This is a genomic window from Streptomyces sp. NPDC090119 (genome assembly GCF_044747085.1).
Taxonomy (GTDB): Bacteria; Actinomycetota; Actinomycetes; order Streptomycetales; family Streptomycetaceae; genus Streptomyces.
In genome coordinates, this window is sequence record NZ_JBIVDK010000007.1 from 340,384 (window position 1) to 364,830 (window position 24,447).

Annotated in this window: 19 protein-coding genes; 13 read left to right on the top strand and 6 right to left on the bottom strand. The window is 72.7% G+C overall.

Going from position 1 to position 24,447, the window contains the following annotated elements; genetic code table 11:
- Nucleotides 1-95: 95 nt before the first annotated feature.
- Nucleotides 96-2,354 carry a molybdopterin oxidoreductase family protein gene (locus ACIPPM_RS28775; protein ID WP_401452970.1) on the bottom strand — a complete coding sequence of 753 codons (2,259 nt, stop codon included), beginning with the start codon at nt 2,352-2,354 and terminating at the stop codon, nt 96-98.
- Between the two features lie 113 nt (nt 2,355-2,467).
- A complete protein-coding gene (locus ACIPPM_RS28780) occupies nt 2,468-3,082 on the bottom strand; it encodes a TetR family transcriptional regulator (protein WP_401453128.1) in 615 nt (204 codons plus the stop codon).
- 165 nt (nt 3,083-3,247) lie between these two features.
- On the opposite strand from ACIPPM_RS28780, the gene hmgA reads away from it, so the two are divergent.
- The 4 genes from hmgA to ACIPPM_RS28800 all read left to right on the top strand — a co-directional run bounded on the left by hmgA (nt 3,248) and on the right by ACIPPM_RS28800 (nt 7,849).
- On the top strand, nt 3,248-4,597 hold the full coding sequence (hmgA, locus tag ACIPPM_RS28785; RefSeq protein WP_401452972.1) for a homogentisate 1,2-dioxygenase: 1,350 nt from the start codon (nt 3,248-3,250) through the stop codon (nt 4,595-4,597).
- 61 nt (nt 4,598-4,658) lie between these two features.
- A complete protein-coding gene (locus tag ACIPPM_RS28790; RefSeq protein WP_401452974.1) occupies nt 4,659-5,408 on the top strand; it encodes a GntR family transcriptional regulator in 750 nt (249 codons plus the stop codon).
- 56 nt (nt 5,409-5,464) lie between these two features.
- Nucleotides 5,465-6,601 carry a type ISP restriction/modification enzyme gene (locus ACIPPM_RS28795; protein ID WP_401453130.1) on the top strand — a complete coding sequence of 379 codons (1,137 nt, stop codon included), beginning with the start codon at nt 5,465-5,467 and terminating at the stop codon, nt 6,599-6,601.
- Between the two features lie 51 nt (nt 6,602-6,652).
- Nucleotides 6,653-7,849: a CaiB/BaiF CoA transferase family protein gene (locus tag ACIPPM_RS28800; protein ID WP_401452976.1), complete on the top strand. Its 1,197-nt coding sequence runs from the start codon at nt 6,653-6,655 to the stop codon at nt 7,847-7,849.
- Nucleotides 7,850-7,933: 84 nt separating this feature from the next.
- On the opposite strand, the gene ACIPPM_RS28805 is transcribed toward ACIPPM_RS28800, so the two are convergent.
- The 3 genes from ACIPPM_RS28805 to ACIPPM_RS28815 all read right to left on the bottom strand — a co-directional run bounded on the left by ACIPPM_RS28805 (nt 7,934) and on the right by ACIPPM_RS28815 (nt 9,740).
- Nucleotides 7,934-8,203, bottom strand: a complete 270-nt coding sequence (locus tag ACIPPM_RS28805) for a hypothetical protein (protein WP_030812513.1) — start codon at nt 8,201-8,203, stop codon at nt 7,934-7,936.
- Nucleotides 8,204-8,331: 128 nt separating this feature from the next.
- The gene (locus tag ACIPPM_RS28810; protein ID WP_401452979.1) at nt 8,332-9,153 is read right to left on the bottom strand and encodes an anti-sigma factor domain-containing protein; all 822 of its coding nucleotides are present in this window, start codon (nt 9,151-9,153) and stop codon (nt 8,332-8,334) included.
- Nucleotides 9,150-9,740, bottom strand: coding sequence for a sigma-70 family RNA polymerase sigma factor (locus ACIPPM_RS28815; RefSeq protein ID WP_401452981.1), 591 nt, complete (start codon nt 9,738-9,740; stop codon nt 9,150-9,152). The genes ACIPPM_RS28810 and ACIPPM_RS28815 overlap by 4 nt, the downstream gene beginning before the upstream one ends.
- Before the next feature lie 156 nt (nt 9,741-9,896).
- Here ACIPPM_RS28815 and ACIPPM_RS28820 point away from each other — a divergent pair, with 156 nt between their 5' ends.
- From ACIPPM_RS28820 to ACIPPM_RS28835, 4 genes are all read left to right on the top strand, one after another.
- Nucleotides 9,897-11,432, top strand: a complete 1,536-nt coding sequence (locus ACIPPM_RS28820; RefSeq protein ID WP_401452983.1) for a DUF4331 domain-containing protein — start codon at nt 9,897-9,899, stop codon at nt 11,430-11,432.
- Between the two features lie 98 nt (nt 11,433-11,530).
- On the top strand, nt 11,531-12,940 hold the full coding sequence (locus ACIPPM_RS28825) for a tetratricopeptide repeat protein (protein WP_401452985.1): 1,410 nt from the start codon (nt 11,531-11,533) through the stop codon (nt 12,938-12,940).
- Nucleotides 12,937-14,742: a nickel transporter gene (locus ACIPPM_RS28830; RefSeq protein WP_401452987.1), complete on the top strand. Its 1,806-nt coding sequence runs from the start codon at nt 12,937-12,939 to the stop codon at nt 14,740-14,742. Before ACIPPM_RS28825 ends, ACIPPM_RS28830 begins: the two co-directional genes overlap by 4 nt.
- 44 nt (nt 14,743-14,786) lie before the next feature.
- On the top strand, nt 14,787-16,328 hold the full coding sequence (locus tag ACIPPM_RS28835) for a serine/threonine-protein kinase (RefSeq protein ID WP_401452989.1): 1,542 nt from the start codon (nt 14,787-14,789) through the stop codon (nt 16,326-16,328).
- Nucleotides 16,329-16,406: 78 nt separating this feature from the next.
- Here ACIPPM_RS28835 and ACIPPM_RS28840 read toward each other — a convergent pair whose 3' ends face one another.
- A complete protein-coding gene (locus ACIPPM_RS28840; RefSeq protein ID WP_401452991.1) occupies nt 16,407-17,201 on the bottom strand; it encodes an SGNH/GDSL hydrolase family protein in 795 nt (264 codons plus the stop codon).
- 263 nt (nt 17,202-17,464) lie between these two features.
- On the opposite strand from ACIPPM_RS28840, the gene ACIPPM_RS28845 reads away from it, so the two are divergent.
- From ACIPPM_RS28845 to ACIPPM_RS28865, 5 genes are all read left to right on the top strand, one after another.
- Nucleotides 17,465-17,935, top strand: a complete 471-nt coding sequence (locus ACIPPM_RS28845; protein WP_401452993.1) for a hypothetical protein — start codon at nt 17,465-17,467, stop codon at nt 17,933-17,935.
- Nucleotides 17,936-18,284: 349 nt separating this feature from the next.
- Nucleotides 18,285-19,103, top strand: a complete 819-nt coding sequence (locus ACIPPM_RS28850) for a glycosyltransferase family 2 protein (RefSeq protein ID WP_401452995.1) — start codon at nt 18,285-18,287, stop codon at nt 19,101-19,103.
- On the top strand, nt 19,100-20,110 hold the full coding sequence (locus tag ACIPPM_RS28855; RefSeq protein ID WP_401452997.1) for a glycosyltransferase family 2 protein: 1,011 nt from the start codon (nt 19,100-19,102) through the stop codon (nt 20,108-20,110). The genes ACIPPM_RS28850 and ACIPPM_RS28855 overlap by 4 nt, the downstream gene beginning before the upstream one ends.
- The gene (locus ACIPPM_RS28860; protein WP_401452999.1) at nt 20,107-20,907 is read left to right on the top strand and encodes a polysaccharide deacetylase family protein; all 801 of its coding nucleotides are present in this window, start codon (nt 20,107-20,109) and stop codon (nt 20,905-20,907) included. Before ACIPPM_RS28855 ends, ACIPPM_RS28860 begins: the two co-directional genes overlap by 4 nt.
- Nucleotides 20,900-24,445 (top strand): lipopolysaccharide biosynthesis protein, encoded by a 3,546-nt coding sequence (locus tag ACIPPM_RS28865; RefSeq protein WP_401453001.1) that lies wholly within the window; start codon nt 20,900-20,902, stop codon nt 24,443-24,445. Before ACIPPM_RS28860 ends, ACIPPM_RS28865 begins: the two co-directional genes overlap by 8 nt.
- Nucleotides 24,446-24,447: the final 2 nt, after the last annotated feature.

Below are 24,447 nucleotides of genomic sequence, written 5' to 3' on the forward strand. Positions count from 1 at the left end.
GCGCGCGGTCTCCTCGGAAGCTGGGCCGACGTGGTCCGAAGGTACCCGGCGGGCCGGTGCTCGCCGGGCGGGGACCACGCACCAAACTAGCGGCGTTAGTTTTCCGGCGCCAGGGCTGCCTGGACGCTCGCGAGGCTGAGCCGCACCGGGATTCCGTTGAGGACGGCGTTGCCGGACAGGGGATCGAGGAGGGTGCCGTCGAGGAGCTGGTTGACGTTGACGCCGGGTTCGCGTCCGGCGTGGTTCTGCCGGGTGCCGGGGCGGTCGTGGCCCCAGCCGTGCGGGAGGCTCACCACACCGGGGCGGATGGCGTCGGTGACCTCGGCGGGCGCGGTCACCTCTCCCCCGGCGCCCTTGATCCGTACCGGTTCGCCGTCGAGGACGCCCAGGCGTTCGGCGTCCTGGGGATGGAGGTGCAGGGTGCAGCGGTTGGTGCCGCCGGTGAGGGCGGGGACGTTGTGCAGCCAGCTGTTGTTGGAGCGCAGATGGCGGCGGCCGACGAGGACGAGCCCGGTGGGCCGCTCGCGCAGGGCCTCGCGCAGCCGGGGCAGGTCGGCGGCGATGGGGGCGGGCAGCAGCTCGACCTTGCCGCTGGGCGTCTTCAGCGGCTGGGGCAGGCGGGAGCGGAGCGGGCCGAGGTCGATGCCGTGCGGGTGGTCGAGCAGCCGGGCGAGGGTGAGGCCGTCGGGGCGGGCGCCGAAGCCGTCGCCGTAGGGGCCGAGGCGCAGCATCAGGTCGAGTCGGCGTTCGGGGCCGTCGGTGCCGGTGAGCTGTGCGGCCAGTTCCCGCGCGTCCCGGCCGTGGACCGGGGAGTGGGGGTCCTGCACGGCGGTGCCGAGGGTCTGGTCGATCACCATGGCGTCGACGGTGGACGGGTCGGCGCCGTGCCTGCCGCTCGCGGCGAGGATCAACCGGGCGAGTATCTCGGTCTCGGCCATCCGGCCGGGCTCCAGCGGCACGGCGGGCCTGCTGTAGCGGACCTGGTTGCGCACCGCCAGGGTGTTGAAGGCGAAGTCGTGGTGCGGGCTCTGCGCGGGCGGCGGCGGGGGCAGCACGACATGGGCGTGCCGGGAGGTCTCGTTGAGGTAGGGGTCGACGCTGACCATGAAGTCCAGGGAGTCCAGGGCCTTGTCGAGCCGGTTCCCGTCGGGCGCGGAGAGCACCGGGTTGGCGGCGATCACGATCAGGGCGCGTACGGGTTCGCCCTCGGGGGTGGCGGTGTCGATCTCCTCGGCCAGCGCGGAGAGCGGCAGCTCTCCCTTCGCCTCGGGGTGTCGTCGTACGCGGGAGTGCCAGCGGCCGAGGGCGAAGCCCCGGCCGGGGCCCGCCGGGCGGGGGGTGCGGTCGGTGGCGGCCTGGGGGAAGAGGGCACCGCCGGGCCGGTCCAGGTTGCCGGTGAGGGTGTTGAGGACGTCGACCAGCCAGCTCGCCAGGGTGCCGTGCGGGACGGTGCAGCTGCCGATGCGGGCGTAGACGGCGGCGGTGGGGGCGGCGGCGAGTTCGCGGGCGAGGGCGCGGATGGTGTCCGGGTCGACGTCACAGGCTCCGGCGACGGAGTCGGGGGTGAAGTCCGCGAGCGCTGCGCGGAGTTCGGGCAGTCCGTCGACGTGGGGTGCGAGGTCCCCGAGGTCGACGAGCCCCTCCTCGAACAGCACGGTGGTCATCGCGGCGAGGAGCAGGGCGTCGGCGCCGGGGCGGATGGCGAGGTGCCGGTCGGCGAGCTTGGCGGTGCGGGTGCGGCGGGGGTCCACGACGGTGAGGCGTCCGCCGCGCGCCTTCAGCGCCTTCAGCTTGCCGGGGAAGTCGGGCGCCGTGCACAGACTCCCGTTGGACTCCAGGGGGTTGGCGCCGATCAGCAGGAGGTGGTCGGTGTGGTCGAGGTCGGGCACCGGGATGGCGTTGGCGTCACCGAAGAGCAGGCCGCTGGAGACGTGCTTGGGCATCTGGTCGACGGTGGAGGCGGTGAACAGGGAGCGGGTGCGGACCGCGCCGAGCAGGACCATCGGGTAGAGGCCACCGGCCACGGTGTGCACGTTGGGGTTGCCGAGGACCACGCCGAGGGCGTCGGCGCCGTACCGCTCCACGACCGGCCGCAGGCCGCGCGCGACCGCGTCGAACGCCTCCTCCCAACTGGCCTCGCGCAGCTCGCCGTTCTCCCGGATCAGCGGGGTGCGCAGCCGGTCGGGGTCGGCGTCCAGCGCGCCGAAGGAGGCGCCCTTGGGGCAGATGAAGCCCTTGCTGAACACGTCGTCGCGATCACCGCGGGAGGCGGTGACGCGGGTGCCCTCGATGGTGAGGGTCAGCCCGCAGGTGGCCTCGCACAGGGGGCAGATACGCAGGGCGGTGCGGGGCACGGGTCCTCCCGGAGGGTCGGCGGCACTGCCGGACGGGCCGGCGGGGGCTCGGCCCTACCGACCCCGGCGAGCATACCGACCGGTAGGCATGGTGGGGAGCCCCTGTGGTGGGTTCAGTCCAGTACGCGGCCCAGGTAGGCCCGCAGGAGTTCCCGGGTCTCCCGGATGATCGCCGGGTCGCCGTCCGGGTCGGTGCGGAAGGCGAGCTGGATGAGGGTGTCGGCGCTCTCCACGGCCACCAGCAGGACGCGGCGCAGATCGTCGTCGGGGGTGCGGCCGAGATAGCCGGCGAGGAGGTCGGCCAGCCGGTCGGCGACGCGGGTGTTGGGCGCGGCGCTGCGGGTGCCGACCGGTATCTGGTTGCCGAAGTCCACGAGGGCGAAGCCGGGCGCGGTGCGCTTCATGCCGAGGTACTCGTCAAGGACGACGTCCATTGCGGCCCGCCAGTCGTCGGGCGGCGCCTTGGTCAGCCGTGCGGTGACGTGCTCGACGTAGTGGCGCAGGTTGCGCTGGGCGAGGGCGTCAGCCATCTCGCGCTTGTTGCCGAAGAAGCGGTACACCGAGCCGATGGGCACGTCGGCGCGTTCGGCGACCGCGCGGGTGGTCAGGGCGTCGTAGCCGACCTCGTCCAGGAGGGCGGCACAGGCGTCGAGGATGCGGGTCAGCCGTTCGGCGCTGCGCCGCTGAACGGGGGCGCGGCGGAGCGATGTCACATGGGGCACGGCCACATGATGCCTGCCCACGGGATGTCGGAGAAGGCCGGGAGGCGTCCCACATCCCACCAGGCGGCTGGTTCCGGCGATCCGCCCGGGTGAAGGGCGTGTTCACCTCTTGCGCACACCCCTCGGTATTCCTACGGTGCTGCATAGGAATCAGGACGCAAGGGAGCGATCATGACCGATGGGGGTACCTCCCGCGCGAGCGGGTTCGAGCGTGGCGGAGCGCGGAAGACCGCCGAGGGGCTGGCATACCTGACCGGCTTCGGCAACGAACACGCCTCGGAGGCGGTGCCCGGCGCCCTGCCCGAGGGCCGCAACTCACCGCAGCGCGCACCGCTCGGCCTGTACGCGGAGCAGCTCAGCGGTACGGCGTTCACCGAGCCCCGCGCGCACAACCGCCGCTCCTGGCTGTACCGCGTCCGCCCCTCGGCCGCGCACCCCGCCTTCACCCGCACCGCCAACGGCGCGATCCGCACCGCCCCCTTCACCGAGACCGTGCCCGACCCGAACCGGCTGCGCTGGAGCCCGCTGCCCGACCCGCTGCCGGGCACCGACTTCCTGGCGGGCCTGTGGACGCTGGGCGGCAACGGCGACGCGACCCAGCGCAGCGGCATGGCCGTGCACCTCTATCACGCCAACTCCTCGATGGAGCGCGTCTTCTCGGACGCCGACGGAGAGCTGCTGATCGTCCCCGAGCGGGGCGGGCTGCTGCTGCACACCGAGTTCGGGCGCCTCCATGTGGAGCCCGCCCATGTGGCGCTCATCCCCCGTGGGGTCCGGTTCCGTGTGGAGCTGCTGGACGACTCGGCGCGGGGCTATGTGTGCGAGAACTATGGGGCGGCCTTCCGCCTGCCCGACCTGGGCCCCATCGGCGCCAACGGCCTGGCCAACGCGCGTGACTTCCGGGCGCCGGTCGCGGCGTACGAGGACATCGAGGGGCCGGTGGAGGTGGTCAACAAGTTCTGCGGCAACCTCTGGACGGCGACCTATGACCACTCCCCGCTCGATGTGGTCGCCTGGCACGGCAACTATGTGCCGTACACCTATGACCTGCGCCGGTTCAATGTGATCGGCACCATCTCCTACGACCACCCCGACCCGTCCATCTTCACCGTCCTGACGTCCCCCTCGGACACTCCGGGCCTGGCGGGCGCGGACTTCGTGGTGTTCGCACCGCGCTGGCTGGTCGGCGAGGACACCTTCCGCCCGCCGTACTTCCACCGGAACGTGATGAGCGAGTACATGGGCCTGATCGACGGCGCCTACGACGCGAAGGCCGAAGGGTTCGTGCCCGGCGGCGGCTCGCTGCACAACATGATGTCGGCGCACGGCCCGGACCGGGAGACCTTCGACCGGGCGAGCGCGGCCGAGCTGCGCCCGCAGCGGATCGACGACGGGCTGGCCTTCATGTTCGAGACCCGCTGGCCGATCACCCTCACCCCGGACGCGGCCCACGCGGACCACCTCCAGCGGAACTACGACGACGTGTGGCGGGGACTGGAGCCGCACTTCCGTACGTCGTGACAACTCCCATGCGTGACTGTTCCGTTGCGCCGGACGAGTCATGACGGGTACGGATAGCCGCGTGACCTCTTTCGCCCCGGACTCGATCGTCCTGAACCGCAAGCTGCCGCTCTGGTACCAGGTGTCGCAGTCGCTGCGGGCCTCCATCCTGGGCCGCTCCCCCGAGGACCCGCTGCGGCTGCCCACCGAGGAGCGGCTGGCGGGGCACTACGGGGTGAGCGTGCTGACGATGCGGCAGGCGCTGAAGGAGCTGGAGGACGAGGGGCTGATCAGCAGGCACCGGCGGCGCGGCACCTTCATCGAGCCGGGGGCGCGGCGCGGGGCGCCGGTCAGGCTGCTGGGGTCGGTGGACGCGATCGTGGCCCAGCAGTCCGGGATGACGGCCGAACTGCTGGAGGAGGCACGGGTGCCGGTGCCGTCCATGTGGGCGGACCACTTCCCGGACCTCGCCGAGGTGGCGGTCTACCACCGGCTGCGCGGGGACGCGAAGACGGGCGAGCCGACCAACCACGCCGTCAACCATGTGCGCCCGGAGCTGGCCGACCGGATCGACCCGGCCGATCTGGCCCGCTGGCCGATGACGAAGGTGCTGCGGGACATGGTGGGCGCCGACATCAGCCGGATCACCGACACGGTGGAGGCCCGGCTCGCCGACCCGGAGACCGCCCGCCTGCTGGAGGTGCCGCTGCTGAGCCCGATCCTGCACTACACGGGCGTCACCTACGACTCGGCGGGCCGGGTGCTGGACGTGGCCGTCATCCACTACCGGGGCGACCGTTTCTCCTTCACCGTCACCCTGGAGGCGACCTGAGTGCCGCCCGCACCCACGCCCCCGTTCCGGTACCCCGGCCGGGCCGAGGCCGTAGCATTCCGGGCGTGACGTACGAGGACGCGCCGCCGCTGGCGGACCTCATGCCGTGGTCCGTCGCACCGCTGCGGCTGGGCCGCGCCTGGCCGACGGCGCCCGACCCGGCTTCCCTGAAGGCCCGCTGGGCGGCGCTGCTGGCGGCCGAGGGGGCGGAGCGGGAGGCGCTGTTCGAGCCGACCCGGTCGCGTACGCCGAGGTCCGCGGTGGCCCAGCTCCCCGGCCGGCGGACCGGTACCGAGCGGCTGGCGCGGGCCTCGGGGCCGTGCCCGGAGCCGGTACGGGTGCTCGCGGCGCCGTTCGACGAGCGCTGGCTGATCCCGGACCACCGGCTGATCGACACCGCCCGCCCGGAGCTGTGGCGGGTGGCGGACGAACGGCAGGTGTTCGTGGTGGAGTCGGGCACCGGGGTGCTGACCACCTCGCTGCTGCCGACCCTCGCGGCGGGCCGCGTCCGCCCGCTGTACCGGCGCCCCGGCGGCGCCGAACCCAACCTGGCGCCGGGCCTGTTGGACGAGCTGGCCATGCGGCTCGGCTCCCGGCCCACGGCGGCGGACGTACTGGCGTGGATGGTGGCCGCCGTCCGCGAGGACCTGACCGTCCCCCTCACCGGGGACCCCGAGGCATGGGCGCGGGGTGTGAAGTCGGGGCGGCGCGCGCTGTGGCTGACGCGCCGGGACGGGGAGCGCCCCAAGCTGCCCGGCGGCCGCCGCCCGTACGTGCGTGCGCCGTTGCCCCCGAACCCGCGCGTCCTGCGCTACGACGCCGACGACGAGAGCCTCTACCTGGACGAGGGCCGTGTCTCCCCCGTCCCGCGCGCGGCCTGGGAGCACGAGGTGGCCGGGGTCCGCACGCTGGAAGCCTGGTTCACGGCCCGCACGACCCCCGGCGCCCCCGGCACCCTGGCCGCGATCGGCCCCCGCACCTGGCCCCAGAGCTGGACCTCGGAGCTGCTGGAGCTGATCACGGTGCTGACCCTTCTCACCGAACTCCCCGGCCTGGGCCCGATCCCGGAGCCGGTCACGGCAACCGCCCTCCGCACGGCCGGAGTTCTCCCGCCCGCACCTCCCACCCGTCGTCCCGCCTCGGTCCTGGACCACCAGGAGGAGGGTCCGGAGGGTCAGTTCGCCCTGCTCTAGGGCGCAACAGGCCCTAGCGTGGTCACCGGTCGCCGGGAGATCATCGCGGGCATGGATCTGCTGCCGCCGCCCCTGGAGGGCGTCACCGTCGTCGCCGTCGAACAGGCCGTGTCCGCGCCCTTCGCCACCCGGCAACTGGCCGATCTGGGCGCCCGGGTGATCAAGGTGGAGCGGGTCGACGGCGGTGACTTCGCCCGCGGCTACGACACCGCCGCCGAGGGCCTCGCCTCGCACTTCGTGTGGTGCAACCGGGGCAAGGAGTCCATCGCGCTGGACCTGAAGGACCCGCGCGGCCTGGACGTCGTACGGCGGCTGATCGCGGACGCGGACGTGTTCGTGCAGAACCTCGCGCACGGGGCGGCGGCCCGGCTGGGCCTGGACGCGGCGACCCTGTGCGCGGCGGACCCGAGGCTGATCGCCGTGGACATCTCGGGGTACGGCGGCTCGGGGCCGTACGCGGACAAACGGGCGTACGACATGCTCGTGCAGTGCGAGGCGGGGCTGGTGTCGGTCACGGGAACACCCGAACGCCCGGTGAAGGCGGGCATCCCGGCGGCGGACATCGCGGCGGCCATGTACGCCTTCTCCGGGGTGCTGGCCGCGCTGGTGCGGCGCGGCACCACCGGGCGGGGCGGGCCGGTGGAGGTGTCGATGCTGGAGGCGCTCGCGGAGTGGATGGGGCATCCGCTGCATCACACGATGCACGGGGGCGAACCTCCGGCGCGCACCGGCCTGGCGCACGCCGTGATCGTCCCCTACGACGCCTACGCGACGGCGGACGGCGGGCGGGTGCTGCTCTCGGTGCAGAACGACCGGGAATGGCGGAGGCTGGCCGAACAGGTACTGGACAAGCCGGAGTTGGCGCACGACCCGCTGTACGCGACGAACGCGGCGCGGGTCGCCGGACGGGAGCGTACGGACGCCCTGGTCGCGGGGGCGCTGGGCGCGCTGGGCGCGGACGAGGCGCTGGCGCGGCTGGAGGCGGCGGGGATCGCCTGCGCGCGGATCAGGGACCTGGCCGAGCTGGCGGAGCATCCGCAGCTCGCCGCGCGGGAGCGGTGGCGGCGGGTGGGTTCACCGGTGGGGCCGCTGCGCGCGCTGCTGCCGCCCATCACCCTCCCGGGCGGGGAGGAGTCGCGGCTGGGGGACGTACCGGCGCTCGGCCGGCACACCGACGCGCTGCTCCGTGCCGTGGGGATGACGGACGACGAGATCGCGGCGTTGCGCCGGGACGGTGTGGCGGCCTGAGCGCGGGACTGCGGGGCGGGGCGCCGGTTCACTCGGGGCCGAGCCGGAACCGGGCGGGACTCCGGGGAGTCCGCTCGGTACGGCTCAGTGGCTGCCGAAGAGCGACCGGCGCAGTCGGCGCAGGGGCGCGAAGAGAGAGACCCGGCTGACGCGAACACGCCGGTCGCTGCGCTGACGCACGGTGTCCCGCGCGGTCAGTTCACGCATCAGCGACGTCGCCTCGACCGTCTCCCGCTGCGGTATGGCGGGTCCGCCGAGCACCGCGAGGTGCCGGTCCAGTCGCCTGCTGGTCGCACCGCTTCCGCAGGTGATCGCAGGAACCCTGGCCCTGCTGCGCATTGCTATCTGCTCCATGTCACTCCCCACCCGTACGAATCCACCCGGCCCACGGGCAGAGTAACCCTATCGTCCCGGTAGGGCATGCGTGTATCTCGGCCACGGGATTCACCTTCCCCACAAGGCGGTTGATCATCCCTATTTGACTACTCTCCGAATCCGACTGATTTCAGGGTGAGTTGGACAACGGGCTGGCCAGTGGGGTGCGTCGAGCCGCCGTTCGGCTCGACGGTCACGGCGAGTGACGCCGAGGGTTTGTCGAGGCCCTTGGCGACCAAGGGCGTGTCGCCCGTGAGAAGCCCGAGGGAGCGGGGCCCGGCGCCGGGGCGGGTGAGCCAGAGCTGATGCACCCGGCCGCCCGGAGGGGTGCCGTATCCGCTCAGGGTGACGATGGCGCGGCCCTCCGACGGGGAGGCGATCACCGCGAGGCCGCGGCCGCGCGCGTCCGTTCCGCCGGTCGTCCGGGCGTCGGGGGCGGCGAGAACGTGGGCGATGTCACGTGCCCGCGCCTGCTCGGCGGCGAGCCGTTCCCCGGTGCGGTGCGCCTGCACCCCGAAGAGCGCGGCGACGACCAGGGCGGCCGCGGCGGTCACGGTGGCGAACGGGGCGAACAGCGGGCGTCGTCCCGCGCGCCGGTTGCGGCCGGGCGGTGGCTGGACTCCCCAGACGTGCGGGGGCAGTTGGGCGGCCCGCTGCCGTCCGGCGGGCCGGGGCGCCGGGTCCTGCGGGGTGACGCGGGCGGCGGCCAGTACGCGTTCGCGCAGGGCCGCCGGGGCGGGGGCCGCGGTGGACCAGGCCAGCCGGGCGGCGTCCTCGGACAGTTCACGGACGTCGGCCGTGCAGCGGCCGCAGCCCGCGAGGTGCTTCTCGAAGCGGCGCCGCTCGCCGGGTTCGAGGGCGTCCAGCGCGTAGGGAGCGGCCAGCGAGTGCGGGTCCTCGCGGCGGGTCAGCCGGGTGAAGAGACTCACGCGGCACCTCCGAGGCAGCCGCGCAGCCGGGTGAGGCCGTCGCGCATCCGGGTCTTGACGGTGCCGAGCGGCAGGGACAGCCGTTCGGCGACCTCGCGGTAGGTGTAGCCGTCGTAGTAGGCGAGGGTGACGGACTGGCGCTGGAGGTCGGTCAGCCGTTTCAGGCAGCGGCGCACCCACTCCCGTTCGAGTCCGGCCTCGACCTCCTCGGTGACGTGGTCGAAGGCGGGCTCCCCGGCGCGCAGGGCCTCGCGCTGCTCGCGTTCACCGGCCGCGCGGGCGCTGCGCACCCGGTCGACGGCACGGCGGTGGGCGAGGGTGAGTATCCAGGACAGGCCGCTGCCCCGCGCGGGGTCGAACCGGCCTGCGGAGCGCCAGAGTTCGAGCAGCACCTCCTGGACGACCTCCTCGGACTGGGCGGGGTCGCGCACGACCCGCCGGACCAGTCCGAACACCGGCCCGGACACCAGCGCGTACAGCTCCTCGAACGCCTGGTGGTCGCCGCCCGCCACGCGCACCAGCAAAAGTTCGGCCCCCTCACCCCGGCCGCCGTGGCCGCACCCGGCCCTGCCTGTGACCCCTCGCATCCGCACGAACGCACACCTCCGGCGGTTGATACGGATCGGCGGGCCGAAAACGCGGGTCCAAGAAAGGAAAAAGAAAGTTCCTCTCCGGCCAATCCACAGCCGTCGATCGCTCCGTATACCCGTCCGTCAAGCAAGTCGGATTCGAGGACGGACGGCATGACTCTCTTCGCCAGAAGCGGCACGGCACGACAGGGCCTGGTCCCACTCATCTGCGGCGCGCTGGCCGCCGGTGGGCTCGCGGCCGCCGGTGTCGCCACGCTGGAGCCGGGGGCGGCCTCCGCCTCCTCCCACCGGGAGGCCCCGCTGATCTCGGGCACCCCGCAGTACGACAACACCGATCTGTACGCGTTCGTCAGCCCCGACAAGCCGGACACGACGACGATCGTGGCCGACTGGATACCGTTCGAGGAACCGGCGGGCGGCCCGAACTTCTACACCTTCGCCGACGACGCGCAGTACGACCTGCACATCGACAGCGACGGCGACGCCCAGGACGACCTCCTCTTCCGCTACACCTTCAAGACGCGGACGAAGAACGGGAAGACGTTCCTGTACAACACCGGGCCCGTCACCAGCCTGGACGACCCCGACCTCAACATCACCCAGACCTACGACCTCGAACTGGTCCGCCTGAAGCACGGCCACGCGATGTCCCGGACCAAGGTGGCGGACGACGTGCCGGTGGCGCCGTCCAACGTGGGCAAGGCGTCCATGCCGGACTACGGCAAGCTGCGTTCGCAGGCCGTCTACAAGACCGCGGGCGGCGCGGCGACCTTCGCCGGACAGGCGGACGACCCGTTCTTCCTGGACCTGCGCGTCTTCGACCTGCTGTACGGCGGCAACCTCAGCGAGGTCGGCCGGGACACCCTCAAGGGCTACAACGTCAACACGATCGCCCTCCAGGTCCCCAACGACCTGATCCGGCAGTCGGCGGGCCAGCCGGTCGTCGGCATCTGGTCCACCACCCAGCGCCGCAACGCCCAGGGCTACTACAGCCAGGTCTCCCGTCTCGGCAATCCGCTGGTCAACGAGGTGGTCAACCCGCAGGCGGACAAGGACCGGTTCAACGCGTCCCGGCCCTCGCACGACGCCCAGTTCCTGAAGAACGTCACCAACCCCGAGCTGCCGAAGCTCATCGAGGGCATCTACAAGATCGACGCCCCCGCCGAGCCGCGCAATGACCTGGTCGATGTCTTCCTCAAGGGCGTCAAGGGCCTCAACCAGCCCCCGAACGTGCGCCCTTCGGAGCAGCTGCGGCTGAACACCTCGATCAAGCCGACCATGCACCCCAAGCGGCTCGGCGTGCTGGACGGCGACAACGCGGGGTTCCCCAACGGCCGTCGGCTCACCGACGACGTGATCGACGAGGCCCTCCAGGTCGTCGAAGGTGAACTCCTCGGCTCGAAGAACGACCTGGGTGACGCGGTCGACGCGAACGACAAGAAGTTCGAGAAGTCCTTCCCCTACGTCGCCCAGCCCACGGAGGGTTCGCGCGGCGCGCTGGCCAAGGGCACGACCGCGGGCGCCGACGTGAAGAGCCAGCTCGGTGACGCGCTCAGCCCGGCCTCGGCGGCGGGCGGCACGGACGACACCACGCTGATCGCCGGCTCGGCGGCGGCGGGCGCGGCCGGAATCCTGCTGCTCGGCACCGTCGTCGGCTGGTGGCGCCGCCGGATGCGGCGCGCGTACTGACCCTCCCCCCTCAAGCGACCGGCACGGCCCGTACCCCTTCCCCCACGGCGGGCCGCGCCGGTCTTCCCCACCACCATCAGGCGAACCAGGAGAGGGCGATGGGCCCGCGTACGAGTAGTGACGAGCAGACCGACGGCACACCGGGCGGTGGCGTCCGGAGCCGCCGGACGGCGTCGCGGGTGGTTTCGGCCGCCCTGCTGGCCGTCGCCCTGACCGGCGGCGCGGTCGCGTTCGGGGCCGCGCGGGACGGCGGGCGGGTGGCTCCGGCGCCCGCCTCCGCCGCCATGGACCCCGGCGCGCTGGCGGGCGCCGACCCGGACGCGGCCGTCACCGCGCTCCAGACCCACCTGAAGGCGCAGCCCAAGGACCACGACAGCTGGGCCACCCTCGGCCTCGCCTATGTGGAACAGGCACGCACCAAGGGCGACCCGGCCCGGTACCCGCAGGCGCAGGCCGCCCTGAAGCGTTCCCTCGCCCTCGCCCCCGGCAACGACAGGGCGCTGGCCGGACGGGCGGCCCTCGCCGCGGCCCGGCACGACTTCACGGGCGCCCTCACCGACGCGGACCGCGTCCTGAAGCGCGACCCCTACGACGAACGCGCCCTGTGCTCCCGCATCGACGCCTTGGTCGAGCTGGGCCGCTACCCCGAGGCGGCACGGGCGGCCGACACCGCCGACGCGCGCAGGCCGGGCATCCCCGTCTTCACCCGGTACGCCTACGTCCACGAGCTGCGCGGCGACGTCACCACGGCCCGGCGCGTCCTGCAGCAGGCGCTGACCGGCGCGACCTCCCCCGGGGACATCGCCTACGTGGCCACCCAGCTCGGCCAACTCGCCTGGAACCAGGGCGACTACCCGACCGCCCTCACCCAGTACGCCCGCGCCCTGGCCGCCGACGACACCTACCTCCCCGCACTGGAGGGCCGGGCCCGCGCCCAGGCGGCGAGCGGCCGACAGGACAGTGCGATCAAGGGACTCGAAACACTGGTCGCCCGCGCCCCGCTGCCCGGCCCACTGGTCGCGCTCGGGGAGCTGTACGAGGCCCGCGGCAGCACCGGCGACCGGGAGAAGGCGCACGCGCAGTACACCCTGGTCCAGGCGTGGATCGCGCTGGCCCGCGCCAACGGTGTCGATGCCGACCTCGACACCGCGCTCGCCGCCGCCGACCACGGGGACAAGGGGGCCGCCCTGCGCGCCGCCCGCGCCGAGTGGGCCCGCAGGCACACCGTCCACACGGCGGACGCCCTCGCCTGGGCGCTGCACGTCAACGGCCACGACGCGGAAGCCCTGGCGCACGCCCGCGAGGCCACCGCCACCGGCTACCGCAACGCCTCCTTCCTCTATCACCGGGGCGTCATCGAACTCGCCACCGGCCACGCGAAGGAGGGCCGGACCTCGCTGGCGGCGGCGCTGAAACTGAACCCCGGCTTCTCGCCGTTGGGCGCCGCGAAGGCCCGCGAGGCGCTGAAGGAGCAGGGGGCACAGAAGGCATTGGAGGCGGCCGAGTGAGGCTCCACCGTTCCCTCGCCGTCCTCGTGGGCGCCTGCGCCGTACTGCTCGGCGCCGCCCCGGTGGCGGACGCGCATCCCCTGGGCAACTTCACCGTCAACCGGTACGACGGCCTGGTCGCCGCCCCTGGGCAGCTCCGCGTCACCCATGTGGAGGACCTGGCGGAGATCCCGGCGACGCAGGCCAAACCGGAGCTGGAGCGGCTCGGCACCGCCCGGTGGGCGGAGCTGCGCTGTGCCGAGGCGGCTCGGGGCAGTGAGCTCACCGTGGACGGGCGCCGGGTCACGCTCACCGTCTCGGCCGCGCGGGCCGAGCTGCGGCCCGGCCAGGCCGGACTGGACACCCTGCGCCTGGAGTGCGCGGAGTCGGCCCCGCTGCCCAAGGGCGCGACGGTGAGCGTCGGCTTCCACAGCGCGGGGGTGTCCTCCGGGCCGGGGTGGCGGGAGATCACGGCGCGGGGCGACCGGATGACGCTGAGCCGGTCCGACGTGCCGCGGAAGTCGGTCTCGCGGGAACTCACCACCTACCCGGCCGACTTGCTGTCCTCCCCCGCCGACACCTCGGCCGCCCGGCTCACCCTGCGACCGGGCGGGACCGCTCTGTCCGCGGAACGGGACGCGCCGGGCGCCTCGGTGCTACCGAGGGGCGCCGACCGCTGGACCCAGGCCCTGAACGACCTGGTCGCCCGCCGCGACCTCACCCTCGGCTTCGCCGCGCTCGCGCTGCTCATCGCGGTCGCCCTCGGCGCGGCCCACGCGCTCGCGCCGGGGCACGGCAAGACCCTGATGGCCGCCGCGGCGGCGGCACGCGGCGGGCGGGCCCGGCTGCGGGACGTCCTCCCGCTGGCCGCCTCGGTCACCGTCACCCACACCCTCGGCGTGGTCGCCCTGGGACTGCTCGTCACGGCCGGTTCCGCCGCCACCCCCTCGGTGGTGGCCTGGCTGGGCGTGGCCAGCGGCGCCCTGGTCCTCGGCGCGGGCGCGAACCTCGTACGCCGGGCCTGGCGGGTGCGGGCGGCCGAGGTGGCGCACACGCACGAGCACGAGCACGTCGGGGAGTCCGGGGCAGGGCACACCGGAGCGGTGGCGGTGGAGACGCGGGCGTTGGCGCTGGTGGGGGGCGGCCACGGGGACGGGGCACATGTGCACGCGGCCCATGGCGCCTCCCCACATGTGGCGAGCCCACATGGCGAGGCTCTACATAGCGAGGCCCCACATGGTGAGTCCTCACATGGCGAGTCCTCACGTGTGCCCGACCACCACCACCCGCGCCCCCACCCACACAGCCACCCCCACGACGCCGATCACACCCACGGCGGCCACACCCACGGCGGCCACACCCACGACCACCCCCACGGTCACGATCACAGTCACGAGCACCCCCACGCTCAACCCCACCCCCACAAACACCCCCTCGTCCACACCCACGGCGGCCACACCCACTCCCACCCCATCGCCCCCACCCTGAAGGGCACGATCCTGCTCGGCTTCGCGGGCGGTCTCGTCCCAAGCCCCTCCGCCGTGGTCGTCCTGGTGGGCGCGGCGGCGCTAGGGCAGGCGTGGTTCGGCCTGCTGCTGGTCGTGGCGTACGGCGCCGGCCTCGCCCTGACGCTGACGGCGGCAGGTTTCGCCGTGGTCCGGCTCGGCTCGATGGCCGGGCGGCTGCTTGACCGTAGCCCCGGACGACCCGCCCACCCCCTGGCCGCCCTGCTCCGCCGCACGATCCCGCTGGCTTCGGCGCTGGCCGTGCTGGTCCTGGGCGCCGGATTGATGCTCAAGGGGGTCGCAACCGCACTCGGCTGAGCTACTTTGTTCAGGAATCGCGCGACTTGCCATGGGGGGCGCCCGTGTCCGAAGAGCAGGGACGCGATCGGTTGATCGCGGGCCGCTACCGTCTGCTGTCCCCGCTCGGCGAGGGCGGCATGGGCACGGTGTGGCGCGCGTACGACGAGGTGTTGCACCGAGAGGTGGCCGTCAAGGAGGTACGCGCCCCCGCCGGGCTGCCCGCCGGGGACGTGGAGCGGATGTACGCCCGTCTGGAGCGCGAGGCGTGGGCGGCAGCGCGGGTCGCCCACCCCAACGTGGTCACGGTGTACGACGTGGCGATGGAGGGCGGCCGCCCCTGGATCGTGATGGAGCTGGTGCGCGGCCGCTCGCTGGCCGACGTCCTGGAGACGACCGGCCCGCTGTCCGTAACGGAGACCGCCCGCGTCGGCGCGGAGGTGCTGGGCGCGCTGCGTGCCGCGCACGACGTCGGCGTACTGCACCGGGACGTGAAGCCGGCGAACGTGCTGCTGTCCGACGACGGCCGGGTGGTGCTGACCGACTTCGGGATCGCCTCGGTCGAGGGCAGTTCGGCGCTGACCATGGCCGGAGAGGTGATCGGCTCGCCCGAGTTCCTCTCCCCGGAACGGGCGCTCGGCCGGACCCCCGGCCCGGAGTCGGACCTGTGGTCGCTGGGCGTGCTGCTGTACGCGGCGGTGGAGGGCGGCTCCCCGTTCCGCCACGACACCCCGCTGTCCACCCTGCGTGCCGTGGTGGACGAACCGCTCCCGCCGCCGCGCCTCGCGGGCCCCCTCACCCCGGTCATCGAGGGTCTGCTCCGCAAGGACCCTGAGGAGCGGCTGCCCGCCGAACGGGCCGCGCACGACCTGCGGTTGATCGCGGCCGGGGGCACCCCCGCGACCCGCGTCCAGTACGTCCCGCCGCCCCCGCCGACCGTCCTGCTGCCGGAGGGCGAACCCGACCCGGGCCCGCCGGTGCGCGAGCGTCGCGCGGGCGTCGTCCTGGTCGTCGGCGTGCTCGCCCTGGCCCTGGCGCTGGCCGGGCTGACGTACACCCTGCTGAACCGGGACGACGGCGACCGCAACGAGGGCGGGGGCACCCCGAGCGCGACCGTGACGACGACCGATGAGCCCCGCTCCCCCACGCCGACCAGCCACGAGCCGTCGCCGTCGACATCCAGCAGCAGTGCCCCGCCGAGCAGCAGTGCGCCCGCGCAGTCGGTGAAGGTGTCGCTGAGCGGAACGCACACGGAGTACGAGGGGAGTTGTCCGCCGCCGGAGGCCCAGTCGCCGGTGTTCACCGCGACGTTCACCGTGGGCAGGCTGCCCGCCGAGGTGCGCTACCGGTGGAAGCTGAAGCGCGGCTCGTTCGAGGGCGAGGAGTGGCGCACGCTGGCGTTCCCGGAGGGCGGCGGGCGGACGAAGCAGGCGCGGGTGACGGTGCGGACGAAGGACGAGGACGGCACGTCGGAGAACGCGATCAGCGTGGAGGTGCGCGAGCCGGAGCGGGCCACGTCCGACGAGGTGCCGTTCACCGTGACGTGTGACAAGGCGACGGAGACCCCGTCGGACGGGGCCTCCGCTTCATCCTCGGTCACACCCTGAATTTCCTTCGTACGAGTGAGTCCTGTGCGGCTCGCTTTGACGGGCTCACCCTGGTGGACCGTGTGGGTACGAGGTGGTTCAGGCGGCGTTGGTGAGCACGGGGAGGTAGCCGCCGGACTGTCCGGCCGCGGTCGGGTGGTACGACTCGCCGATGTTGGTCCAGTTGACGCTGTGCAGCCAGGAGTTGCTGGAGCAGATCTCGTGGCCGGTGAAGGTGGTGCGGACGTCGCCGAAGACGAAGCCGTGGGCCTGGGCCCGCTTCTGGATGGCGCTGTTCATGTAGTCGGAGGCGCTGTTGATGGCGGAGCGCTTGGTCTCGGAGAGACCGAGGCAGCTCTGGCCGAGGAGGTAGAAGCGCGGGTAGCCGATGACGACCACACGGGCGGAGGGGGACCTGGCGCTGATCGCGTTGTACACGGCGTCGAGCTTGCCGGGCAGCGTGGAGTCGATGTAGGCGCGGGCGGTGTTGATCCGGGACAGACAGGTGCTGTCGGACTGGATGACGCAGGTGGTCATGACGTCGGCGAAGCCCGCGTCGTTGCCCCCGATGGTGATGGACACCAGGCCGGTGGCTGAGTTGAGCGAGCCGAGCTGGTTGGCGAGGACGTCGTCCGTGCGGGCGCCCGAGCAGGCGTTGAAGGCGAAGGAGGACGGGCCGTGCGCGGCGTTCCAGAGGTAGGGGTACGCCTTGGTGCTGCGGTCGCAGTCACCGCTGGAGCTGATGTAGCTGCCTGACCCGACCCCGGAGGAGTAGGAGTCACCGAGCGCCACATAGCCGCCGCCGGCGGCCTGCGACGATCCGGCACCGGCGAGGGTGAAGCCGGTGGCGAGGAGGAGTGAAGCCACGTATGCCGCAATTCGGGTACGTCTCATGGAACCTCCCTTTAGCAGGATCTCTGCCACAACTTTGGTACCAGCTACGCGCGTTGACGGGAAGTGTCCATGCCAAAACTATTTCGGTTCTCAACCATGATCAGCCGATGGCGCTGACGTCTCGCCACATAGCACAAGCCACAGGCGAGTTCAGGAATAATCCCCCGGAAGAGTTACAGAGACAGGGGTCGTCTTGACGGCCTCGGAGCGGCTGCGCCACATTGAAGCCCGGCATCCGGCGCGTCGGGGGGCAAAGTCGGCCCATGCGGTCCTCAACTGGCAACAGATGCAAGGCAGACGGCGAAAGCAGCGAGCGGGCGGGACCGGGGAGGGACCTGTCACCGCTGCTCGCCGGAGCCGCGACCGGCACCGCCGTGTGCGGCGCGCTGCTCGCGCTCATGGACTCCGGCTCACCGCTGCGCGGACCGTGCGCGCTGTTCTTCCTGCTCGCCGCTCCCGCCCTGGCGATCGCCCTGGCGCTTGGCGGGCTGGACCCGTTCGGCCGGCTGATCACCGCGCTCGCGGGGGCGGTCGCGCTCGACATGCTGGTCGCCCAGGCCATGTTGACCGTGCATCGCTGGTCGGTGCCCGGCGGGATCGTCGCCGTGACCGTCCTCAGCCTGCTGATCCTCGTCGCCAACGGCGTACGGCAGCGGACGGGTTCGCGGGGGCGGACACCGGAGGGGAGTAAAACAGGCCAAAGTTTCGTAACGGCCAAACCAACTGATTCGTGAGACCACGTCCAGGTCTTGCGATTCTGCTTCTATCGTCAATACCGTCGTACATCTCACCCACATCGGTCCGTCGCCCACGGTTCAGGGGAGGGCTCGGAGCCGTGACGTACCGGGGTGAGGCGCGGTAGGGGGGTGCCGTGCTCGGTGACCGCACCAGGTGACCGGGCCGTGCCGCGCGACCGGAGGTCCTCGAACTCTCGGGGGCCCGGTCAGCTTTGCCAGCTCGTCTTTCCGGCCCGGAGCGCTGTTCGCCGTGCCGCGACCAAGGGCGAGAACCCCCCTTTCGAACCGGACACACAGCCGGGCCGCCCGGGGGCGGGCGGTCCACCGGACGAGAGGGACCACAGTCATGAGTTCTGTTCTGCGCACGCCGGGTCCGGACCAGGAGCCGCTGCTCTCGGCCCACTACCGGCCCATCTCCTCGCATCTGGCGATCACTCCGCCGGTGAGCGTGGTGATCCCCGCCATGAACGAGGCGGAGAACCTGCCGTACGTCTTCAAGACGCTGCCGGACTGGATTCACGAAGTGGTCCTGGTCGACGGCGACTCCACCGATGACACGGTGGAGGTGGCCCGTGCGCTGTGGCCGGACGTGAAGGTCGTCGCGCAGCGCGGCAAGGGCAAGGGGGACGCCCTGATCAGCGGGTTCGAGGCGGCCTCCGGCGACATCATCGTGATGGTCGACGCGGACGGCTCGGCCGACGGCGAGGAGATCGTCTCCTATGTCTCCGCGCTGGTCTCCGGCGCCGACTTCGCCAAGGGCTCCCGGTTCGCCAACGGCGGCGGCACCGACGACATGACCTTCATCCGCAAGCTGGGCAACTGGGCGCTGTGCACGGTCGTGAACCGTAAGTTCGGCGCCCGCTACACCGACCTCTGCTACGGCTACAACGCCTTCTGGCGGCACTGCCTGGACAAGATCGACCTGGACTGCACCGGCTTCGAGGTCGAGACGCTGATGAACATCAGAGTGGTCAAGGCCGGGCTGAAGGTGCAGGAGATCCCCAGCCACGAGTACCTCCGTATCCACGGCACCAGCAATCTGCGTGCCGTGCGGGACGGGCTGCGGGTCCTCAGAGTCATCCTCCAGGAGCGCTCCAACCGCCGTGCGCTGCGCCGGGAACGCCGCTCGCCGCTGACCAACTCCCGCCGGGGAGCGTCGTCTTGACCGCTCCGGCCATTTCCGTCGTGATCTGCGTGTATACCGAGGACCGCTGGGCGGACATCCTCGCGGCGGTCGACTCGGTGCGCGCCCAGTCCCACCCCGCGCTGGAGACGCTGCTGGTGGTGGACCACAACACCGCCCTGCTGGACCGGCTGGCCGCCGAGTTCAAGGAACCGGACGGCCCAGTGCGGGTGTTGGCCAACGCCGGTCCGCGGGGCCTGTCCGCGGGCCGTAACACCGGGGTCGCCGCGTCGCAGGGCGAGGTGATCGCCTTCCTCGACGACGACGCCGTGGCCGAGCGGGACTGGCTGCGCCACTTCGCCGAGGGGTACGCCGACCCGCGCGTCCTGGCGGTCGGCGGCCGGACCGAGCCCGTGTGGGCGTCGGGGCGGCGGCCGGTCTGGTTCCCGGAGGAGTTCGACTGGGTGGTGGGGTGCACGTACCGGGGGCTGCCGCCCGGCCGGGTCCGGGTGCGCAACGTGCTGGGCGGCAACGCCTCCTTCCGGCGGGCCGCGTTCGAGGTGGCGGGCGGGTTCGCCACCGGTATCGGCCGGGACGGCGACCGGCGCCCGCTGGGCTGCGAGGAGACGGAGCTGTGCATCCGCCTCAGCCGGGCCCGGCCCGACGCCGTCCTCCTCATCGACGACCGTGCGGTGATCCACCACCGGGTGCCCGAGGTCCGCGAACGCTTCGCCTACTTCCGCACCCGTACCTACGCCGAGGGCCTGTCCAAGGCGCTGGTGGCGCGGAGTGTGGGTGCGGCGAAGGGGCTGGAGTCCGAACGCCGTTACACCACACGGGTGTTGCCCGCCGGAATCGCGCGCGGGGTGCGTGACGCCCTGTTCGCCCGGCCGGGCGGCGCGGGGCGCGCGGGCGCGATCGTCGCGGGGGTGCTCACCGCGGCCGGTGGCTATGCCGTCGGCAGCGTGCGCGCCCGGCGCGGCGGGGCCCGGTTCGCGGTGCCGTCGATGGGGACTTCGGTGGAGCCGTCGGTGGAGGGAGCCGGATGACCGGGACGGCCGTACCGATCCTCATGTACCACGCGGTGGCGGCCGCGCCCAACGACGCGACCCGTGTCCTGTCGGTCGCACCGGAGGCGTTCGCGGAGCAGATGGCGCTCATCGGCGACCTGGGCCTGACCCCGATCACCACCGCGACGCTCGCCGCCCATTGGCGCTACCGGCGCCCGCTGCCCGCCCGGCCGGTGCTGATCACCTTCGACGACGGCTACGAGGGCGTCCACCGGCACGCCCTGCCGGTGCTCGCCAAGCACGGTTTCCCGGCGACCCTGTTCGCCTCCACCGGCTGGATCAGGGGCCCCTACGACACCGGGGGCGGTCTGGACGCCATGCTCGACTGGCCCCAGGTACGCGAACTCGCTGACAACGGTGTGGAGATCGGCGGCCACAGCCACAGCCATCCGCAGCTCGACCAGCTGGACGACGCCGCGCTCGCCGCCGAGCTGGAGCACAGCACCGGCATCCTCACCGACGAACTGGGCGCGCGCCCGGTGTCGTTCGCCTACCCCTACGGTTACTCCAGTCGCCGGGTCCGTGCGGCCGTGCGGGCGGCGGGGTACACCCAGGCGCTGGCGGTCGGCAACGCGCTGGCCCGGCGCGGGCAGGGCCCGTACGCGCTCAGACGGGTCACCGTGCGGCGGGCCACGGGGGTGGACGACTTCGAGCGGCTGCTCCAAGGCCGGTCCGTCGCACGGGACTTCGCCAGGGATCGGGCGCTGACCAAGGGATACGCACTCGTGCGAAGAGCACGCCAGGTCTGCCGGAAGGCCATTCGCTCCTGTGTCTGACACGACCACCGCCCAAGAGGCCGCCCCGGCCGTCGCCGCGCCGGGGCGCCGCCCGCGACTGCCCGTGCTGGGGCGGGCGTTCGGCGGCAACCCGCTGTTCCGCAACGCCTACGCGCTGATGCTGAACACCGGCATCTCCGCCGTCCTCGGTCTCGGCTTCTGGCTGGCGGCGGCACGCTACTACTCGGAGTCGGCGGTCGGGCAGGGCTCGGCCGCCATCGCCGCGATGAAGTTCCTCGCGGGGCTGACCGCGGTGACGCTGACCGGAGCGCTGGCCCGTTTCATCCCGGTCGCGGGACGCGCCACCGCCCGGCTCATCTTCCGCACGTACGCCGGAAGTTCGCTGGTGGTGGCGGTGGCGGCGGGGGTGTTCCTGCTGACGCTGGACGTGTGGGGGCCGTCGTACCGGTTCCTGCACGGGCCGGTGGGCGGGCTCGGGTTCGTCGCGGCGGTCGTCGCCTGGAACGTGCTCACGCTCCAGGACGGGGTACTGACCGGGCTGCGCAGTGCGCCGTGGGTGCCGGTGGGCAACACCGTGTTCTCGGCGGTGAAGCTGGGGCTGCTGGTGGCGTTCGCGGTGGCGATCCCGGCCGCCGGGGTCTTCGTGTCCTGGGTCGCGGCCATCGCCACCTCGGTGATCCCGCTGGGCTGGCTGGTGTTCCGGCGGCTGGTGCCTCGGCACACGGCGGCGACCGAGGGGCGGGCGCATCCGCCGACGCTGCGGGAGATCGGCCGGTTCCTGGCCGGCGACTACACCGGCTCGCTGTTCTCGCTCGGGGTGGTCTACCTCGTCCCGGTGATCATCGCGTCGCAGGTCAGCGCCGAGGACAACGCGTACTTCTACATCACCACCACCATCGGCGGCACCACCAACCTGCTCGCCATCAACATGGGCGCCTCGCTCACGGTGGAGGGCTCGCACGACCCGGCGCGGCTGGCTGCGAACACCCGGGCGGCGCTGAAGCGGATGGCCCGGATCATGCTGCCGGTCGCGAGCATCCTCTTCGTCGGCGCCCCGTGGATTCTCGGCGTGTTCGGCGCCGGGTACGCGGACGCGGCGACCCCGCTGCTGCGCTGGTTCGCGGTCGGCGCGGTACTGCGGGTGGTGATGGAGACCTACTTCGCGGTGCTCCGGGCGCAGAGCCGGACCGCCGGACTGGCCTGGTTGCAGGGGCTGTTGTGCGCGCTGGTGCTGGGTCTGACGCTGCTGCTCCTGCCCCGGATGGGGCTGACCGGCGCGGGGGTCGCGGAGATCTCCAGCCTGGCGGTGATCGTGGCGATCGCATCGCCGCGGCTGTGGCGTGTCATCCGGCCCGGCCCCGTGACCGCGTCCCCGGACGGTGATCTGGCCGACCTGGGCCCCGGTGAGGCGTCCCCGGCCGGGAGCACGTGGCGGGCGCCCTCCTGGGCGGCGGACACGGAAGAGGAGGCAGGGAAAGTGGAGTCGGTGGACGCGCCCGTCGAAGTGGTCGCGCCGGAAGAGGGGTTGAGGGAGCGGGAGCCCGTCCCGGAGGACACTCCCCCGCGCCGCCGCTCCCTGGCGCCGACGCGGACCGGTGTGCTCCTCGGCTGCCTGCTGATCGCGGCGCTGGTGTTGTACTGGGTGCCCGCGCTGCGCCTGACCGACGCCGCGCTGGACGGTATGGGCGGCCTCGGCCTGGTCTCGGTGCTGCCCCTGCCGACGCTGGTCGGCGCCGGGCTGCTGGTCACGGTGTTCGCCGCGCTGCTCTGGCTGCGCCGGGAGCACCGGGCGCTGCTGCTGCTCACCCTGGTGGCGACGGTGGTGTCGCTGCACGCGCTGCCCGCCGTGATCGAGAGCGCGCCCCGGTTCCCCACGGCGTGGCAGCACCTGGGCTTCCTCGACTACATCGACCGCACCGGGTCGACCGTGCCCGATCTGGACGCCCGCTGGAGCTGGCCGGGCTTCTTCGCGGTGCTCGCGTTCGCCGCGAAGGCGTGCGGGGTGTCGGACCTCACCGAGGTGATCCGCTGGTGGCCGACCGCCATCCAACTCGCTTACCTGGCGCCGATGTTCTTGCTGACCCGGTCCTTGCGGGCGAGCTGGCGGGCCCGGTGGACCGGGGTGTGGCTGTTCGCGTTGAGCGGCTGGGTCGGGCAGGACTACTTCTCCCCGCAGGGCTTCACCTATCTGCTGTATCTGGTGTTCGTGGCGGTCCTGTTGGTGTGGTTCCGGGCCCCGCACATGATCTGGTCCCGGTTCCGGCCCGGTGAGGCCGAGGTGGAGCCCACCGACCGGCGCCAACGGGTCGTGTTGCTGCTGGTGTTGATCGGCCTGTTCCTGGCCTGTGTCCCGGCCCACCAGCTCACCCCGTTCGTGATGCTCGGGGTGCTCGCGGCCCTGGTGCTGCTCGGCCGGTGCGAACTGCGCGGTCTGCCGCTGCTGTTCGCGGTGGTGGTGGCGGTGTGGGTCGGTTTCATGGCGGAGCCGTACTGGTCGGGGCACTTCGACGAGCTGTTCGGCGGCCTCGGCGGGGTCGGCGGCAATGTCTCGACCTCGGTCTCCGGCCGTATCGCGGGCGGGAGTTCGACCCACAAGCTGGTGCTGTACACCCGGGTACTGCTGGCCGGTTCGGTGCTGGCGCTGGCCTGCTGGGGTTGGTGGCGGCGGCGCGGGCACGGCTACCGCGAACGCTCCCTGCCGGTCCTGGCGTTCGTGCCGTTCCTCGGCTTCGGCATGCAGTCGTACGGCGGTGAGATGGCGCTGCGTGTCTTCATGTTCGCGCTGCCGGGCGCGGCCCTGCTGGGGGCGCTCGCGCTGTTCCCGCGTACCGGTGCGAAGGAACAGCGAAGGGGCCGGGCGAGCCTGGCCGCGCTGCTGGCGGGGCTGCTGCTGATCGGCGGTTTCCTGGTGGCCCGCTGGGGCAACGAGCCGTTCGAGCGGACCCGGCCCGGCGAGGTCGCGGCGATGGACTGGGTGTACGCCCATGACAAGCCGACGGTACGGCTGCTGTGGCTGACCACCGACACGGTCAACGACGTGACTCCGGCGCTGGCGTGGGGTGCGCGGGACATGGAGCGGGTGAGCTATGTGCCGACGCTCGCGCCGACCGACCCGGTGCTGGTGTCCGGGCTGGTCAAGGCGCTCAAGGACGCGGGCCCGAACTCGTATCTGATCGTCAACGAGAGCCAGGTCCGCTATCTGGAGCTGGACGCGGGCTATCCGGCGGCCTGGGAGTCCCGGCTGACCCGCACGCTGGACGGTCGGGCGGAGCTGTCCAAGGTCCTGGTGAACGAGGACGCGACCGTGTACGCGTTGCGCGGGAGCCAGGCGGCGCCGGTGCCGGAGCCGGACCCGGGTCCGATCGGGCCGCAGGTCACCTGGACGCCGTGGTCGGTGGTGGGTGGGCTGGCCGCCGCCGTGCTGATCCTGTTGCTGGCCGCGCGGGAGGTGGTGCGGGTGGCGGCCCGGCCGAGCGTGGGCGGGCTGCGCCGGGTGCAGGGCGGGTTCTGGTTCGCGCTGCCGTTGCTGGCGGTGGTGCTGGCCTCGCTGGTGCAGCGGTTCCTGACGATGAGCTGAGG

Coding starts and splice junctions, on each gene's coding strand:
- hmgA (WP_401452972.1), top strand. CDS start 3,248: ATGACCGATGGGGGTACCTCCCGCGCGAGCGGGTTCGAGCGTGGCGGA.
- ACIPPM_RS28800 (WP_401452976.1), top strand. CDS start 6,653: ATGGATCTGCTGCCGCCGCCCCTGGAGGGCGTCACCGTCGTCGCCGTC.
- ACIPPM_RS28805 (WP_030812513.1), bottom strand. CDS start 8,203: ATGGAGCAGATAGCAATGCGCAGCAGGGCCAGGGTTCCTGCGATCACC.
- ACIPPM_RS28815 (WP_401452981.1), bottom strand. CDS start 9,740: ATGCGAGGGGTCACAGGCAGGGCCGGGTGCGGCCACGGCGGCCGGGGT.
- ACIPPM_RS28820 (WP_401452983.1), top strand. CDS start 9,897: ATGACTCTCTTCGCCAGAAGCGGCACGGCACGACAGGGCCTGGTCCCA.
- ACIPPM_RS28825 (WP_401452985.1), top strand. CDS start 11,531: ATGGGCCCGCGTACGAGTAGTGACGAGCAGACCGACGGCACACCGGGC.
- ACIPPM_RS28840 (WP_401452991.1), bottom strand. CDS start 17,201: ATGAGACGTACCCGAATTGCGGCATACGTGGCTTCACTCCTCCTCGCC.
- ACIPPM_RS28845 (WP_401452993.1), top strand. CDS start 17,465: ATGCGGTCCTCAACTGGCAACAGATGCAAGGCAGACGGCGAAAGCAGC.
- ACIPPM_RS28850 (WP_401452995.1), top strand. CDS start 18,285: ATGAGTTCTGTTCTGCGCACGCCGGGTCCGGACCAGGAGCCGCTGCTC.
- ACIPPM_RS28860 (WP_401452999.1), top strand. CDS start 20,107: ATGACCGGGACGGCCGTACCGATCCTCATGTACCACGCGGTGGCGGCC.